The sequence below is a fragment of the Streptomyces sp. NPDC104096 genome (assembly GCF_055584385.1).
The window spans coordinates 1-14,420 of the sequence record NZ_JBVJMD010000013.1 but is presented as its reverse complement, the minus strand read 5'-3'; the positions used below and the strand labels follow the sequence as shown (position 1 = coordinate 14,420).

Annotated in this window: 11 protein-coding genes; 4 read left to right on the top strand and 7 right to left on the bottom strand. The window is 72.3% G+C overall.

Translation table 11 applies throughout. The annotated features are described in order from the left end of the window. Positions 1 to 8 precede the first annotated feature (8 nt). The 4 genes from ACZ60B_RS16205 to ACZ60B_RS16190 all read right to left on the bottom strand — a co-directional run bounded on the left by ACZ60B_RS16205 (position 9) and on the right by ACZ60B_RS16190 (position 4,483). Positions 9 to 302, bottom strand: coding sequence for a hypothetical protein (locus ACZ60B_RS16205; protein ID WP_469387369.1), 294 nt, complete (start codon positions 300 to 302; stop codon positions 9 to 11). Between the two features lie 768 nt (positions 303 to 1,070). Further along, the gene (locus ACZ60B_RS16200) at positions 1,071 to 2,723 is read right to left on the bottom strand and encodes an EAL domain-containing protein (protein ID WP_469387367.1); all 1,653 of its coding nucleotides are present in this window, start codon (positions 2,721 to 2,723) and stop codon (positions 1,071 to 1,073) included. A gap of 145 nt (positions 2,724 to 2,868) precedes the next feature. After that, a complete protein-coding gene (locus ACZ60B_RS16195; RefSeq protein ID WP_469387365.1) occupies positions 2,869 to 4,059 on the bottom strand; it encodes a lipid-transfer protein in 1,191 nt (396 codons plus the stop codon). 4 nt (positions 4,060 to 4,063) lie between these two features. Then, positions 4,064 to 4,483: a Zn-ribbon domain-containing OB-fold protein gene (locus ACZ60B_RS16190; RefSeq protein WP_469387629.1), complete on the bottom strand. Its 420-nt coding sequence runs from the start codon at positions 4,481 to 4,483 to the stop codon at positions 4,064 to 4,066. 142 nt (positions 4,484 to 4,625) lie between these two features. Here ACZ60B_RS16190 and ACZ60B_RS16185 point away from each other — a divergent pair, with 142 nt between their 5' ends. Continuing rightward, a complete protein-coding gene (locus ACZ60B_RS16185) occupies positions 4,626 to 5,450 on the top strand; it encodes a M15 family metallopeptidase (RefSeq protein ID WP_469387363.1) in 825 nt (274 codons plus the stop codon). Positions 5,451 to 5,496: 46 nt separating this feature from the next. Continuing rightward, positions 5,497 to 6,033 (top strand): NUDIX domain-containing protein, encoded by a 537-nt coding sequence (locus ACZ60B_RS16180; protein ID WP_469387361.1) that lies wholly within the window; start codon positions 5,497 to 5,499, stop codon positions 6,031 to 6,033. On the opposite strand, the gene ACZ60B_RS16175 is transcribed toward ACZ60B_RS16180, so the two are convergent. After that, a complete protein-coding gene (locus ACZ60B_RS16175; protein WP_469387359.1) occupies positions 6,024 to 8,393 on the bottom strand; it encodes a glycoside hydrolase family 31 protein in 2,370 nt (789 codons plus the stop codon). The two genes, ACZ60B_RS16180 and ACZ60B_RS16175, sit on opposite strands and share 10 nt — an antisense overlap. A 213-nt stretch (positions 8,394 to 8,606) precedes the next feature. Here ACZ60B_RS16175 and ACZ60B_RS16170 point away from each other — a divergent pair, with 213 nt between their 5' ends. Both ACZ60B_RS16170 and ACZ60B_RS16165 read left to right on the top strand, forming a co-directional pair. Beyond that, positions 8,607 to 10,574: an acetoacetate--CoA ligase gene (locus tag ACZ60B_RS16170; protein ID WP_469387357.1), complete on the top strand. Its 1,968-nt coding sequence runs from the start codon at positions 8,607 to 8,609 to the stop codon at positions 10,572 to 10,574. Positions 10,575 to 10,835: 261 nt separating this feature from the next. Then, entirely contained in the window at positions 10,836 to 11,729 is an 894-nt protein-coding gene (locus ACZ60B_RS16165; protein ID WP_469387355.1) for a hypothetical protein, read from the top strand. Positions 11,730 to 11,797: 68 nt separating this feature from the next. On the opposite strand, the gene ptsP is transcribed toward ACZ60B_RS16165, so the two are convergent. Together ptsP and ACZ60B_RS16155 are read right to left on the bottom strand one after the other, a co-directional pair. Next, positions 11,798 to 13,468 carry a phosphoenolpyruvate--protein phosphotransferase gene (ptsP, locus tag ACZ60B_RS16160; protein WP_469387353.1) on the bottom strand — a complete coding sequence of 557 codons (1,671 nt, stop codon included), beginning with the start codon at positions 13,466 to 13,468 and terminating at the stop codon, positions 11,798 to 11,800. 78 nt (positions 13,469 to 13,546) lie between these two features. Continuing rightward, a complete protein-coding gene (locus tag ACZ60B_RS16155) occupies positions 13,547 to 13,996 on the bottom strand; it encodes a PTS sugar transporter subunit IIA (RefSeq protein WP_152890945.1) in 450 nt (149 codons plus the stop codon). Between the last annotated feature and the right edge of the window lie 424 nt (positions 13,997 to 14,420).

Genomic DNA, 14,420 nt, shown 5'->3' with positions numbered 1-14,420 from the left:
GCTCGGGTTCAGAAGGCTGCGGTGCGGAGGAGGCCCGCCAGTACCCCGCCGGACGACGGACCGGCGACCAGGACCCGGACGTCCGCCCGGTCGGAGGTGCCCTTGTCCGGGATCGGCGGGAAAGTGTGCACGGTACGCCGGCCGAGGTCGCCGGCCGGGTCGACGGCGCAGCCGGTCGGTCCGCCGGGCGAGAGGCCGATACCGGCCATGGGCAGGGTGACGGCCGCGCGGGCGCCGGCGCCGGACAGGACGAGGAACGCGGCACCGGTGATCTCGCCGACGACTGTGTCTCCACTGCTCATGGCGGCTCCTAGGCCGGGCCCGGGGTCGGCCCCGGCTGCTCCGTGCAGCGTGCGGTTCTCTCGGTCACTTCTGCCGGGGCAGGGAGTCCCGCACCCCGCCCGGCGTCCGTGACGAGCGTGCCGTCGCAGCCGAACCGCCCACGGGGGAGCGGCCCTCGGCCCAGGGGCCCGCGCGGCGCAGTGCCGGAATCCGCCGAGAATGTACGGCGATGTCGACTGACACCGGGAAGTTTTCACCGGCACCCGAGGAGCGTCAAGCGCACCGACAGCAACGGTTGCGCCCGACGTGCCGGAGCGTGCGGCCCGCACCGCGGCCGTCCGGTGAGCTCGTCAGTGTCGGAGCGGCCTTCAGTGTCAGGCTACCCCGGGCCGGGCTCGGGGGCCCGTCCGGCGCGTCCCGCCCCAGGCCGGACGCCATGGGCCCGCACCGACCCGGATGCGCCGCCCCGCGCCTCCCGCGCCTCCCGCGCCTCCCGCGTCTCCCGCGCCTCCGATCGGCGGCGGACCGACCGCGGACCGACCGCGGACCGGCCTCTGACCCGCCGCCCTCCTGGATCCGCCCGACACGCCGGTCCTTGACCGGCCGGACAGCACACCCCTGCATCCGCCCGGCAGATCGCCCCAGGACCGGCAGGACAGGCCGCCCCGGCGTCCGGCACCGGGTGAGCAGTCGTCCCGCCGGGATCCGCCGCCCCGCCGGGATCCGCCGCCCCGCCGGGATCCGCCCGTCCCGTGAGACCCGGTGCCCGCCCAGGCGCCCCGTCCCGCTCACCCCGTTCCGGGCTCGGCCACCGCCCACCGGGTTCCGGCGGGGGCCGCCCCCGAGCCGCGCAGGACCTCGTACCCGGACAGGCCCGCGTGCCCCAGGACCCAGCTGGCGCCCTGCAACGCCTTCGCGGTCTTCTTCAACGGCGCCAGCCAGGCGGCGGCCTGCCGGTGGTCCGTCACGCTGCCGGGTGTGCACACGACCGTGGCGAGGGAGAGCGTGACGGGACGGCCGCCCGCGGACCAGGGCGCGTCCAGCACGGCACCGGCCAGCGGCTCCAGGCCCTCCGGATCGGCGAGCACCAGGAAGTCGTCCCCGCCGATGTGCCCCACCCGGGCGCCTGCGGACGCGGCCCGTTGGAGCACGCGGGCCACCGACCGGATCAGCTCGTCGCCGGCCGCGAACCCGGCCCCGTCGTTGACCTGCTTGAAGTGGTCCACGTCCAGCCAACTCAGCGCGAACGTCCGGCCGGCCGCGATCCGCCGGTCGACCTCACCGGTGATCGTGTCGGAGCCCGGCAGCCGCGTCAGCGGATTGAGCCCGGCCGCCTCCTCGATCCGGGACTCGGCCAGCGCCCGGACGAGGTCCGCGAGCCGTACGACGCCCACGCACCGGCCGTCGTGGTCGACCACCGCCACATCGTCCGAGGTCCGCCCGCGACCGCCCACCGCCACCACGTCGAGCACCTCCCAGGCGGTGGCGTCGATGCCGACGGTGCGGGGCGCGTCGCCCAGCTTCACCGCGGGCCGATCGGCGTAGAGCGCGTGCCCGTACCGCCCCGACATCGACAGCAGGAACCTGGAGCGGTGCACGGACCGGACGGGCACCCCGGCCCGGTCCACGAGCAGCACCCCGGACACCTCCGGCGCCCCGGTCAGCAGCTGCCGTACCTGTGCGGCGGACGCGGTCACGGGCAGCAGCGCGGCCGGGCGCACGAACTCCCGGATCGACAGTCCCGAGCGTGGATGGGGCACGGCATCGGGGGAGCGCGGCGGAACGTATACGTCCACCGCGGGCAACCGGGACGGCGCTGCGAACAGCTCGCCCTGCGCCAGCTGCGCACCGGCCGAGAGCGCGGCGGCACACTGGAGTTCGGTCTCCACGGCCTCGACGCACACCAGCGCTCCGAGTCCGTCGCACAGGGTGCGCATCGCTCGTACCGCGGCCGGCCGCGCCAGCAGTGACGCGTCCAGTTTCACCAGGTCGGGCGCCATGTCCGTGAGCAGGCGCAGGGGTACGTCCCCGTCCCCGACCCCGTCCGCGCTGATCCGGAAGCCCTGCCCGCGCAGCGTGTGCACCGCCTCCAGGAACGCGGTCTGCGGCACATGGGTGAAGGGCGGTCCGACATCGACCGTCACCTCCCAGGGCATCCGCCCGGCCTGCCGCACCGCGCTGTGCAGCGTGGTGAGTCCGCCGAGGTCGGCCAGCGTGCCCGCGAACACGTTCACGTGCAGCGGCAGCAGCGCCTCCCTGCGAGCCGCCGCCCGGATCGCCAGCACCGCCAGCCTGCCGTCGACCTCGGGGTTGCGCCGGGCCTCGGCCAGGATGTCGCCGGTCTCGGGGCGGGCAAGGATCTCCAGCCCCGCGACCCCGCCGGTCGAGAGGTTGATCACCGGTTGGAACGCGAAACGGAGAGTATCCGCCCAGGAGTGCACGGGAAGCATGATGGCGCTACCGGCGTACACCCAAGCCCAGTTCATGAGACGTTCACGCAGCATTCCGAGGTGATCACACAGAGTGGGAGAACCGGGGTGCGCGCCCGGGTTCGCTTCCCGGTCGCCGCGGCCGTCCGTCCTGCGCTCAGCGGACGGCGACGACCGCCGACCCGTGCCCGAACAACCCCTGGTTGGTGCTGATCCCCACGCGAGCGCCCGGGACCTGGCGTTCCCCCGCGGTGCCCCTCAACTGCCAGGTCAGCTCGCACACCTGAGCGATCGCCTGGGCCGGAACCGCCTCCCCGAAGGAGGCCAGCCCTCCGCTCGCGTTCACGGGTATGCGCCCGCCCGGCCCCGTCGCGCCCTCGCGCAGCAGTTTCGCGCCCTCGCCCCCGGCGCACAGCCCCAGATCCTCGTACCACTGCAACTCCAGGGCGGTGGAGAGGTCGTAGACCTCGGCGAGGGACAGGTCCTCGGGACCGACGCCCGCCTCTTCGTAGGCGGACCGCGCGATCGACGCGCGGAACGGCTCGGCGGCGGGCGTCACCACGGCCGCCGAGTCCGTGGCGATGTCCGGAAGGTCCAGGACGGTGTGCGGATACCGCGGTGTCACCGTGGAGACCGCGCGGATCCGCACCGGTTCGGGCGACGAGTTGCGGCGCGCGAACTCCATGCTGGACAGCACCAGTGCCGCCCCGCCGTCCGAGGTCGCGCAGATGTCGAGCAGCCGCAGCGGATCGGCGACCACCGCGGAGGCGGCGACCTCCTCCGCGGTGACCCGCGAGCGGTAGCGCGCGTACGGATTCAGCGACCCCATCGCCGCGTTCTTCACCTTGACCTGCGCGAAGTCTTCCGGCGTGTCTCCGTGCACGGCCATGCGCCGGCGCGCGAACAGCCCGAAGTACATCGGATTCGTCGCCCCGAGCACCCGGAAACGCAGCCAGTCGGGATCGTCGGGCCGGTCCCCGTCCGCTGGCCGGAAGAACCCCTTGGGCGCGGCGTCCGCCCCCACCACGAGCACGACGTCCGCCAGGCCCGCGAGGATCTGTGCCCGCGCGGTGCCCACGGCCTGGGCACCGGACGCGCAGGCCGCGTACACGCTGGTCACCCGGGCCCCCTGCCAGCCCAGCGCCTTGGCGAAGGTCGCCCCCGCCACATACCCCGGATAGCCACCGCGGACCGTGTCCGCGCCCACGGTCGAGCCGACGTCCCGCCAGTCCAGCCCCGCGTCGGCGAGGGCCGCGCGGGCCGCCACCACCCCGTACTCCACGAAGCCGCGACCCCACTTGCCCCACGGGTGCATCCCCGCGCCGAGCACCGCCACGTCGTCCGTCATGCCCTCACACCCCCGTCGGCCGCCAGTGCCAGGTCGTCCAGGTCGTCTCCGGGTCCTCGTGCAGCACGCCGGGGACGACCTCCACCTCCATGCCCACCGTCAGATCGGCGACGGTGACCCCTGGAGCCGCCTGACCCAGCACCACGATCCGCTCGGACTCCAGCTCCACAGCGATCAACGCGTACGGCTCCCACGGAAGTTCCGGATCGGTCACGTAGGGTGACGGTGGCCGGTACCTGCTGTCCGTGTACGACCAGACCCGCCCGCGCCGCGACAACGGCACCTCCGTCAACTCGCCACCCGGGCAGCCTGGATTGCGGCAGTGGGTGTCCTCGCGCGGGAAGAAGACACAGGCGCAGACGGAGCAGCGGGTGCCCAGGAGTCTGAAGTCCCCCGGACCGCCGGCGAACCATCCGGCGACCACCGGTGTGCGGGTGCGCGCCACGGCACCTCCTCGACAGCAGATCTGACGGTACGTCAGGAGTGTGCCACGGGTCACCGGAATTGGGCAGGACCGCACACGACCGCTTCCCCCGCCCGACCTGTTCTTGATAGACGCATGAGGCATGACGCGACTTTCCGGCGCCTTACGCGCTCTGATCACCGCGCTCGCCGCCCTGCTGGCCGTGACCGCCGCCTCCGTGACCGCCGCCTCCGCGACCGTGCGGGCGGGGACCGCCCCCGAGGCACCGACCGACTTCGTGGCCCTGAGAACCGTCGACCCCACGATCATCCAGGAGATGCGCTACATCACCCCGCACAACTTCGTCGGCGCGCGCGTCGACGGCTACGAGCAGCCCCTGTGCCTCCTCACCCGCCCCGCCGCCGAAGCCCTCCACCGGGCCCAGACCCGCCTGCTGCGCCAGGGCTACAGCCTGAAGGTCTACGACTGCTACCGGCCGCAGCGCGCCGTCGACCACTTCGTGCGCTGGGCCGAGAACCTCGACGACCAGCGGATGAAGAGCGAGTTCTACCCCGACGTGGACAAGACCCGACTGTTCGAGGACGGCTACATCGCCGAGAAGTCCGGTCACAGCCGCGGCTCGACGACGGACCTCACGATCGTCAGGCTCCCGGCCGCGCCGACCCGGCCCTACGTCCCGGGCGAGCCCCTGGTGTCCTGCCACGCGCCCAGGAGCGAACGCTTCCCCGACAACTCCGTCGACATGGGTACCGGGTTCGACTGCTTCGACACCCTGGCCCACACCCTCGACCCGCGCGTCCAGGGCGAGCAGCGCGCGAACAGGCTGCTGCTCAAGGGCACCCTGGAAGGCCTCGGCTTCGTGAACCTCGCCGAGGAATGGTGGCACTACACCTTCAAGCCCGAGCCCTACCCGGACACCTACTTCGACTTCCCCGTCTCCGCGAGGTCCCTCGCCGGACGTCGCTGAACGGCCAGGGGCGACGCCCTCCCCGTCATCGGATACAGTCCGCCGCGTGTCCGAAAATCCACATTCCGCGCCCAACTCCGCGCCCGGTGCCCACTGTTCGAGCTGTGGAGCGCCTTACGGAGAGGGCGTCTCCGACTGGCCCCGCACCTGTCCCGCCTGCGGCGGCGTGACCTACCGCAACCCGCTTCCCGTGGCGGTCGCGCTCCAGCCCGTGTACGACACGTCGGGCACCGCGCTGGTCGTCATCACCCGGACCATCACCCCCGCGCGCGGGGGCACCGCGTTGCCGGGCGGCTACATCGACGACCGCGAGGACTGGCGGCACGCCGTCGTGCGCGAGCTCATGGAGGAGACCGGGATCGACGCCCCGAGCCGCGAGGTCCGGCTCGCCGACGCGATGAGCTCCCCGGACGGCCACCTGCTGCTGTTCGGACTCCTTCCCGAACGCCCGGCGGACCGGCTCCCCGCGTCGGCGGCCACGGACGAGACCGAGGGCTGGCACCTGCTGCGCCGGCCCGAGGAACTCGCCTTCCCGCTGCACACCCTGGCCGTGCGGGCGTTCTTCGAGGGCCGTTACGCCTGAACCCCGCGCCCGGCGAGTCCCCGTACGCGCACCGGGTAGGACGGTTCACGCCCGCCGTCCCGCTCGACGACCACGCGCCGGTCCTCCCAGCGGGTCGTGTAGCGCTCCGGCTCCGCCTCGTCCCAGCCGTCGCCCCCGTCCCGGACCACCAGGCCGCCTCCCGTGCGGTCCGGGGCCGGTGCCCACACCTCCAGCTCCAGGCGGTCGTCCTCGCCCCGCACGGGAATCACCGCACCCGCGCGCGCGAACACCGGTATCCGCGACAGGGGGGCGTCCACCAGCACCTGACCGGGTCCCTCGTACGGCTGTTCCGTCGCCGTGTCGTACCAGAGACCGCGCGGCAGCTGCACCGCACGCCGGTTGGCACCCGGATCGAGCACCGGTGCCACCAGCAGACAGTCGCCCAGCAGGAACGCGTCCCCGCAGTCACGCAGCATCCGGTCCCCGGGAGTGCTCCACCAAAGCGGGCGTACGTACGGCGCACCCGTGCGTCTGGCCAGATGCGCCAGCGTCATGAAGTACGGCAGCAGCCGCCGCCGCCCCGCGAGCGCCACGCGCGCGTGCTCCAGTGTGTCCGTGCCGAACTCCCACGGCTCCCCGTGCCCCGCGCGCAGGCTCGCCCGGGTGCGCAACAGCGGCAGATACGAGCCCAGCTGGAGCCAGCGCACATACAGCTCGGGTGACGGAGTCCCGCCGAAGCCGCCCACGTCCGGCCCCGAGTACGGCACCCCGCACAGCCCCAGCCCCATGACCAGCGACAGCGACACCCGCAGCCCGGGCCAGCCGGCCGCCACGGCCCCGGACGACGTGCCCCCGTACCGCTGCATGCCCGCCCACCCGGACCGGGAGAGGACGAACGGACGCTCCTGGGGCGCCAGTTCCCGCAACCCCTCGTGCGCGGCCCGGGCCATGCACAGCGCGTAGACGTTGTGCGCCTCGCGATGGTCGCCGCCCCGCCCGTCGAGCGAGTGCCGGGCCGACCGCGGCAGGGTCGACTCCCCGAACGCGGTGAACGAGGTCGGCTCGTCCATGTCGTGCCAGAACCCCGAGAAGCCCTGCGCCAGCCGCTCCGCGTACAGACCACCCCACCACTTGCGTACGCGCGCGTGCGTGAAGTCCGGGTACACCGCCTCCCCCGGCCGCGCGACCCCCTGGACGAACTCCCCGGCGGCGTCCCGGACGAAGGCGTTCAGGGCGTCCCCGCCGTCGTGCACCGGATTCCCCGCGGTGGCCCTGACCGCCGGGTCGACGATCGACACCAGACGGATCCCGTCCCGGCGCAGCTCCTTGGCGAGCCCCGGCAGTCCGGGAAAGCGGTCGCGGTCGACCGTGAACACCTGCTGCTCGTCGCAGTGCTCGACGCCGAGGTGGACGGCGTCGAGCGGCAGACCGTGCTCCTGGTGGCCCGCGACGATGCGCCGAACCTCCTGCTCACCGCCGACCCCCTGGCGCACGTGCTGGTGCCCCAGTGCCCAGGCCGGCGGCAGCGCGGGCGCACCGGTGAGCGAGGCCCAGGCGAGCAGCACGCGCGCGGGGGTGCCCACCATCACCCAGCAGCGCAGCGGGCCGCCGTCCATCCGCAGTTCGCATCTGCCGGGCCGGTCGTGCCCGGAACCGGCGCCCTCCTCACCCTCCCGCAGAGCCACCGTGCCGTCCCACGAGGTGTCGTGGAACACCAGATGAGTGGCCGCGTCGGCCACGACGAGCTGCACCGGCATGGTGACGTGCAGCGGGTCGTCGCCGGCCGCGAAGGGTCGATCGGGGCCGGTGTTCCACAGGCGGTACGTCCCGTTCCGCAGCCGGGGGCCGGAAGCCCGCCCTCCCAGCCCGAAGAACCGCGCGTCCGCGGCCACCTCCGATCGCTGCATCCAACGGGCCTGCCCACCGGCGACGGGCTCCCACCAACGCGGCGGCAGGTCACGACGCAGCGTCACACCTCCCGGGGTGCGCACCTCGACCGCGCCGTGCCGCGAGACCGCGATCGTCACCCGCTCCGCCACGACCCGCCAGCCACCGTCCTTGTCCGGCTCCAGCACCGCCCGCGGATCGGGCCGCGGACAGCGCCCCGACAACGCGTACGACGGCTCGGGACCGGCCCCGTCCCACCCCCAGAACACCGCCCCGTTCATGGCGACGAGGATCCGCAGCTCGGAGCGGCTGAACCGCAGCGTGCCCCCGCCCGGACCCGGCTCGGCGCTCTGCACCGGACCGGGCACCCGGGCCCGTTCCGCGCCCCGTGGCGGCAGACCGACGGCATCCACACGCCTCCTGCGCCACGCGGCGCGCATGGTACGCAACCTCCGGGCCGCCCCCGCGGAGCCGACCGCCATCATCGAACGCACCAGGTCACGACCGTCCATGCTGCTCACCCTGCCATTGACTGCACCGCGAATGCGTGGCGTTCAACTTCCGTTCACCCTGGCTGGCACCACATCTTCATGACGCGGACTATGTGGGACTCGCCCTGGTGCGGATGTCGATCACATGGCATCGTCCGTGTCAGCCGCGTCACGCGCACACCCCAGCCCGTGCGCGACCGACGCACACCACGCGCACAGTCCGGGAGCCGCCCCATGTCGACCGAGAACCCCCAGCCGCTCTGGCAGCCCGATCCGGAGCGTAGTACCAAGGCACAGGTCACCAGGTTCCAGGCCTGGGCGGCCGAACGGCACGGAGCCCCGGCCGGGGGCGGCTACCCGGCGCTGCACCGCTGGTCGGTCGACGAGCTGGACACCTTCTGGAAGGCCGTCACGGAGTGGTTCGACGTACGGTTCTCCACGCCCTGCACGCGCGTGCTGGGCGACCGGTCGATGCCGGGCGCCGAGTGGTTCCCCGGCGCGACGCTGAACTACGCCGAACACGCGCTGCGCGCCGCCGCCACCCGCCCGGACGAACCGGCCCTCCTGCACGTCGACGAGACCCATGACCCGCGCCCGGTGACCTGGACCGAACTGCGCCGCCAGGTCGGCTCCCTGGCCGCCGAACTGCGCGCGCTCGGCGTACGCCCCGGAGACCGCGTCAGCGGCTACCTCCCGAACATCCCGCAGGCCGTCGTGGCCCTCCTGGCGACCGCGGCCGTGGGCGGCGTCTGGACCTCCTGCGCTCCCGACTTCGGCGCCCGCAGCGTCCTCGACCGCTTCCAGCAGGTCGAACCCGTCGTCCTGTTCACCGTCGACGGCTACCGCTACGGCGGCAAGGAGCACGACCGCCGCGAGACCGTCGCCGAACTGCGCCGCGAACTGCCCACCCTGCGCGCCGTCGTCCACATCCCCCTCCTGGGCACCGAGGCCCCCGAAGGCGCACTCGAATGGTCGGCGCTGACCGCCGCGGACGTGGAGCCCGTCTTCGAACAGGTGCCCTTCGAGCACCCGCTGTGGGTGCTGTACTCCTCCGGCACGACAGGCCTGCCCAAGGCCATCGTCCAGTCCCAGGGCGGCATCCTGGTCGAGCACCTCAAGCAGCTCGGCCTGCACTGCGACCTCGGCCCCGAGGACCGTTTCTTCTGGTACACCTCGACCGGCTGGATGATGTGGAACTTCCTCGTCTCCGGCCTGCTCACCGGCACCACGGTCGTCCTCTACGACGGCAGCCCCGGCTACCCCGACACCGGCGCCCAGTGGCGGGTGGCCGAACGCACCGGGGCCACCCTCTACGGCACCTCGGCCGCGTACGTCATGGCGTGCCGCAAGGCGGGGGTCCATCCCTCGCGCGACTTCGACCTCTCCCGGGTGCGGTGCGTCGCCACCACCGGTTCGCCCCTGCCGCCCGACGGGTTCCGGTGGCTGCACGACGAGGTGGGCGACGACCTCTGGATCGCCTCCGTCAGCGGCGGCACGGACGTCTGCTCCTGCTTCGCGGGAGCCGTCCCCACCCTCCCCGTGTACATCGGGGAACTCCAGGCCCCCGGCCTGGGCACCGACCTCCAGTCCTGGGACCCCGACGGCCGGCCCGTCGTCGAGGAGGTCGGCGAACTCGTGGTCACCAACCCCATGCCCTCGATGCCCGTCCGCTTCTGGAACGACCCGGACGGCAGCCGCTACCACGACAGCTACTTCGACACCTACCCCGGTGTGTGGCGCCACGGCGACTGGATCACGGTCACCGCACGCGGCTCCGTCGTCATCCACGGACGCTCCGACTCCACCCTCAACCGCCAGGGCGTCCGGATGGGCTCCGCCGACATCTACGAAGCCGTCGAACGCCTCCCCGAGATCAAGGAATCCCTCGTCATCGGCATCGAACAGCCCGACGGCGGCTACTGGATGCCCCTCTTCGTGCACCTGGCCCCGGGAGCGGTCCTCGACGACGCCCTGCTGGACCGCATCAAGCGGACCATCCGGGAACAGCTCTCACCCCGCCATGTCCCCGACGAGGTCATCGAGGTGCCGGGCATCCCGCACACCCTGACCGGAAAGCGCATCGAGGTCCCCGTCAAGCGACTGCTCCAAGGCACCGCGCTGGAGAAGGCGGTCAACCCCGGCTCCATCGACAACCTCGAACTGCTCCACTTCTACGAGGACCTCGCCCGCAAGCGCGCCTGACCCTCCTCCGGGAGGAGTCGGCCATCCTCCGCAGCCGGCCCGGACCCGCCGAGTACGACGGCGAGGTCCGAGGCCGGCCGCCCACCGAACGTCACCACCGCCGTCGTCGCGGGACCGGCAGGCTGGGCCCCCTGCGCCGACTTCATCGCTTTGACCTGCGTATTTCAGCAAGGTGTGGTCCGTGAGCGGCCCATCGAACCCCATTGTCAGCGGTGACGATTACTGTGAGTGAGAATTGATCGACCGTGCACAGGGGGAAACATGGCACTCACCGACGCCCGGACCATGCGACGGGTTCTGGGCCGCGAAATCGCCGGCACCATCGGCCTGCTGACCGACGAACACGACTTCCGCGCCATGCTCCGCTACCGCAGCTTCGCGTTCGACGATCACGCGACCTACCTCGAACAGGTGGAGACGCTCCTCAAGAACCGGGCGACGCAGGGCAGCCACACCACGGTCGCGCTCTTCGACCCGCAGGAGTACGCCGAGTACTGCGCGGCCGCCGACCTCGACCCCGACGACCCCGCCAGCCGCACCCGCTTCACCGCCGAGCTCGCTGCCACCGGCCCCACCGTCCCCTACGACGGCGGCCCGCTCAGCGACCTCGTGCCCGCCCTCGTCGACGAGGCCGTCCGACAGGCCACCTGGGAGTACGCGACGACCCTCCTCGCCCGCCTCGGCGCCTGCGCATCCTGCGGCGAGGACATCGGCCGCGCCGCCTTCGCCCGCGCCTGGCATCTCGTGGCCCGCATCCTCGACACCGCCCCGCCCGGCGACCGACACCTCGTATGCAGCGTCTCCACCACACCCGAGGCACTCGTCGCCGTCCTCCACGCGGACGACGACATCGAGGGGGACACACCACTGGACGAGGCCGAAGCGCTCGAGTTCACCACGGTCCTGGCACTCGGCATCGGCACCCGGAGCCCCGGCGGCATCGTCATGAGGACCAGCGCACCCGGCAAGTCCGACCGGATCTACGGATGGCGCCTGCGCGGCGAGGACCTGGTACCCCTCACCGCGGGCGAGGTCTTCGACGCCTACTGCACCGACGTGGAGAACGGGGACCTGATCTCCCCGGAGTCCGACGTCGACTACTGCGAACCGCCCGACCTCGGACTGGACGGGTCGAGCCCGGGGCACCACCACTGAACAAGGAGGGGCGCCCCACCCGGCGGTGGAGCGCCCCTCACGAACAGCCGACGGCCGGCACGGTCCGGCTACTCGCCGGACAGCACCGTCCGAGCCGCCTCACGTGCTTCCGCGGCACTGTCCGCGGCCCGCGCCGCGGCGGCGGCCCGCTCGCACTGCGCCAGCGTGTGCTTCGCCAGCGCTGCCCGGACATAAGGAAGCGACGCCGCCCCCATGGAAAGAGAGGTGACACCCAGTCCCGTCAGCACACAGGCGAGCAGCGGGTCCGACGCGGCCTCACCGCAGACACCACAGCTCTTGCCCTCGGCCTTCGCCGCATCCGCGGACAGCGCGACCAGGTCGAGCAGCGCGGGCTGCCAAGGATCCTGGAGACGGGACACCGCGCCCACCTGCCGGTCCGCCGCGAAGGTGTACTGCGCGAGGTCGTTCGTGCCCAGCGACAGGAACTCGACCTCCTGAAGAATCGAGCGCGCCCGCAGAGCGGCCGACGGAATCTCCACCATCGCGCCGAACTTCGCCTGCAGTCCCGCCTCCCGACACGCGTCGGCGAACGCCTTCGCGTCGGCGCGATCCGCCACCATCGGGGCCATCACCTCGAGGTAGACCGGCAGTCCGTCGGCCGCCTTCGCCAGCGCGGTGAGCTGGGTGTGCAGCACGTCGGGGTGGTCCAGCAGCGTCCGCAGCCCGCGCACACCGAGCGCCGGGTTCGGCTCGTCGGCCGGGGTCAGGAAGTCGAGCGGCTTGTCCGCGCCGGCGTCCAGGACGCGGACGACGACCCGACCCTCGGGAAACGCCTCGAGGACCTGACGGTAGGCCTCGATCTGCTTCTCCTCGGACGGCGCCTTCTTGCTGTCGTCGAGGAAGAGGAACTCGGTGCGGAACAGACCGACACCCTCCGCCCCGGCCGCGACGGCGGCAGGCACGTCGGAAGGGCCTCCGACGTTCGCCAGCAGCGGGATCTTGTGCCCGTCGGCGGTGGCGCCCGGCCCGGTCGAGGCCGCCAGCGCGGCCTTGCGCTCGGCGGCCGCGGCCCGGAGCTGCGTCGTCTTCTCCTCGCTCGGGCGGACGAAGATCTCACCGGTGCTGCCGTCGACGGCGATGGGCGTCCCCTCGGCGAGCTCACCGGCACCGGGCAGCGCCACCACGGCCGGCACGCCGAGTGCCCGAGCCAGGATCGCGCTGTGGCTGGTCGGCCCGCCCTCCTCGGTGACGAAGCCGAGCACCAGGGTCGGGTCGAGCAGGGCCGTGTCGGCCGGGGCGAGGTCACGCGCGACCAGGACGTACGGCTCGTCGCTGTCCGGCACACCCGGCATGGGCACGCCGAGCAGCCGGGCGACGATACGGTTCCGCACGTCGTCGAGGTCGGCCACGCGACCGGCGAGGTACTCACCCGCGTTCGCCAGCAGCTCGCGGTAGGAGGCGAAGGCGTCGTACACGGCTCGCTCCGCGGTGCTGCCGACGGCGATACGCCGGTCCACGTCCGCCATCAGCTCGGGGTCGTGGGCCATCATGGCCTGGGCCTCCAGTACGGCCTGGGCTTCGCCACCGGCCAGGTTGCCGCGCGCCAACAGGTCCGCGGCCACCGCCTCGACGGCCTGGCGGGCACGGCCCTGCTCCCGCTCCGCCTCGTCCGGCCCGATCTGCTTGGCCGGCGGTTCCAGGACCGCCGTTCCCATGTGCCGAACCTCGCCGATCGCGACTCCGTGGCTCACGCCGACGCCTCGCAGAGTTGTCTCCATGTCACCCTCTCCGGCTTGTGCGGCGGGTTCCACCGCCGCGGTGGTTGTCCGACTCGCCGTCGCGGGACGGCGCTGACCTCAGTTCCAGACGAAGAGGCTGTCGCCGGCCTTCACGTCACCGTCCTCGCGGAGTTCGGAAAGAGCCTCCGCCGTCGCCTCCAGCGCCACGATCGGGCACACCGCGGACTTGCCGGCGGCCTCGACGGCGGCAGGGTCCCAGCGGATGACGGCCTGCCCGCACACCACGGTGTCCCCCTTGTTGACGAGCAGCTCGAAGCCCTCCCCGTTGAGCTGCACGGTGTCGATCCCGAGATGGGTGAGGACACCGTGACCGCTCTCGTCGACGACGACGAACGCGTGCGGGTGGAGGGAGACGATGACGCCGCTCACCGGAGCGACGGCCACCGAAGGCTCACGCACGGGGTCGACAGCGGTTCCCGGGCCGACCATGGCTCCGGAGAAGACCGGATCCGGCACAGCCGCCAGTCCGATGGCGCGTCCTTCTACAGGGGACGTCACGGTGGTCATAAGGAGCCTCCCGGCGGTGGAGATGCATACGGGCCGTCACTGCCTGTGCGGGTCGGCCCACTCGGCAGCAGGTTATGTCATATGAAGTGCCGGTTCCGCACGATACGTACCAATGGTGGTCTAGACCACATCCCGTTTGGATTTGCACCGCCTCGTGGGCCCGGGTACAGTCGTACTCCTGCTTGGGGATGAGCGGCGCCACGAGGTGCCCTCGCCAGGCAGAACCCAACTTGTCAGATCCTATCTCGGGATCCCCTTCCGCATGCCTGCGGGACGGTGGTCAGGGAGACGGGAAAACGCTGATAGAGTTGGGGACATCGAAGGGAAGCGCCCGGAGGAAAGCCCGAGAGGGTGAGTACGAAGGAAGCGTCCGTTCCTTGAGAACTCAACAGCGTGCCAAAAATCAACGCCAGATATGTTGATA

Coding starts and splice junctions, on each gene's coding strand:
- ACZ60B_RS16205 (WP_469387369.1), bottom strand. CDS start 302: ATGAGCAGTGGAGACACAGTCGTCGGCGAGATCACCGGTGCCGCGTTC.
- ACZ60B_RS16195 (WP_469387365.1), bottom strand. CDS start 4,059: ATGACGGACGACGTGGCGGTGCTCGGCGCGGGGATGCACCCGTGGGGC.
- ACZ60B_RS16185 (WP_469387363.1), top strand. CDS start 4,626: ATGACGCGACTTTCCGGCGCCTTACGCGCTCTGATCACCGCGCTCGCC.
- ACZ60B_RS16175 (WP_469387359.1), bottom strand. CDS start 8,393: ATGGACGGTCGTGACCTGGTGCGTTCGATGATGGCGGTCGGCTCCGCG.
- ACZ60B_RS16170 (WP_469387357.1), top strand. CDS start 8,607: ATGTCGACCGAGAACCCCCAGCCGCTCTGGCAGCCCGATCCGGAGCGT.
- ACZ60B_RS16165 (WP_469387355.1), top strand. CDS start 10,836: ATGGCACTCACCGACGCCCGGACCATGCGACGGGTTCTGGGCCGCGAA.
- ptsP (WP_469387353.1), bottom strand. CDS start 13,468: ATGGAGACAACTCTGCGAGGCGTCGGCGTGAGCCACGGAGTCGCGATC.
- ACZ60B_RS16155 (WP_152890945.1), bottom strand. CDS start 13,996: ATGACCACCGTGACGTCCCCTGTAGAAGGACGCGCCATCGGACTGGCG.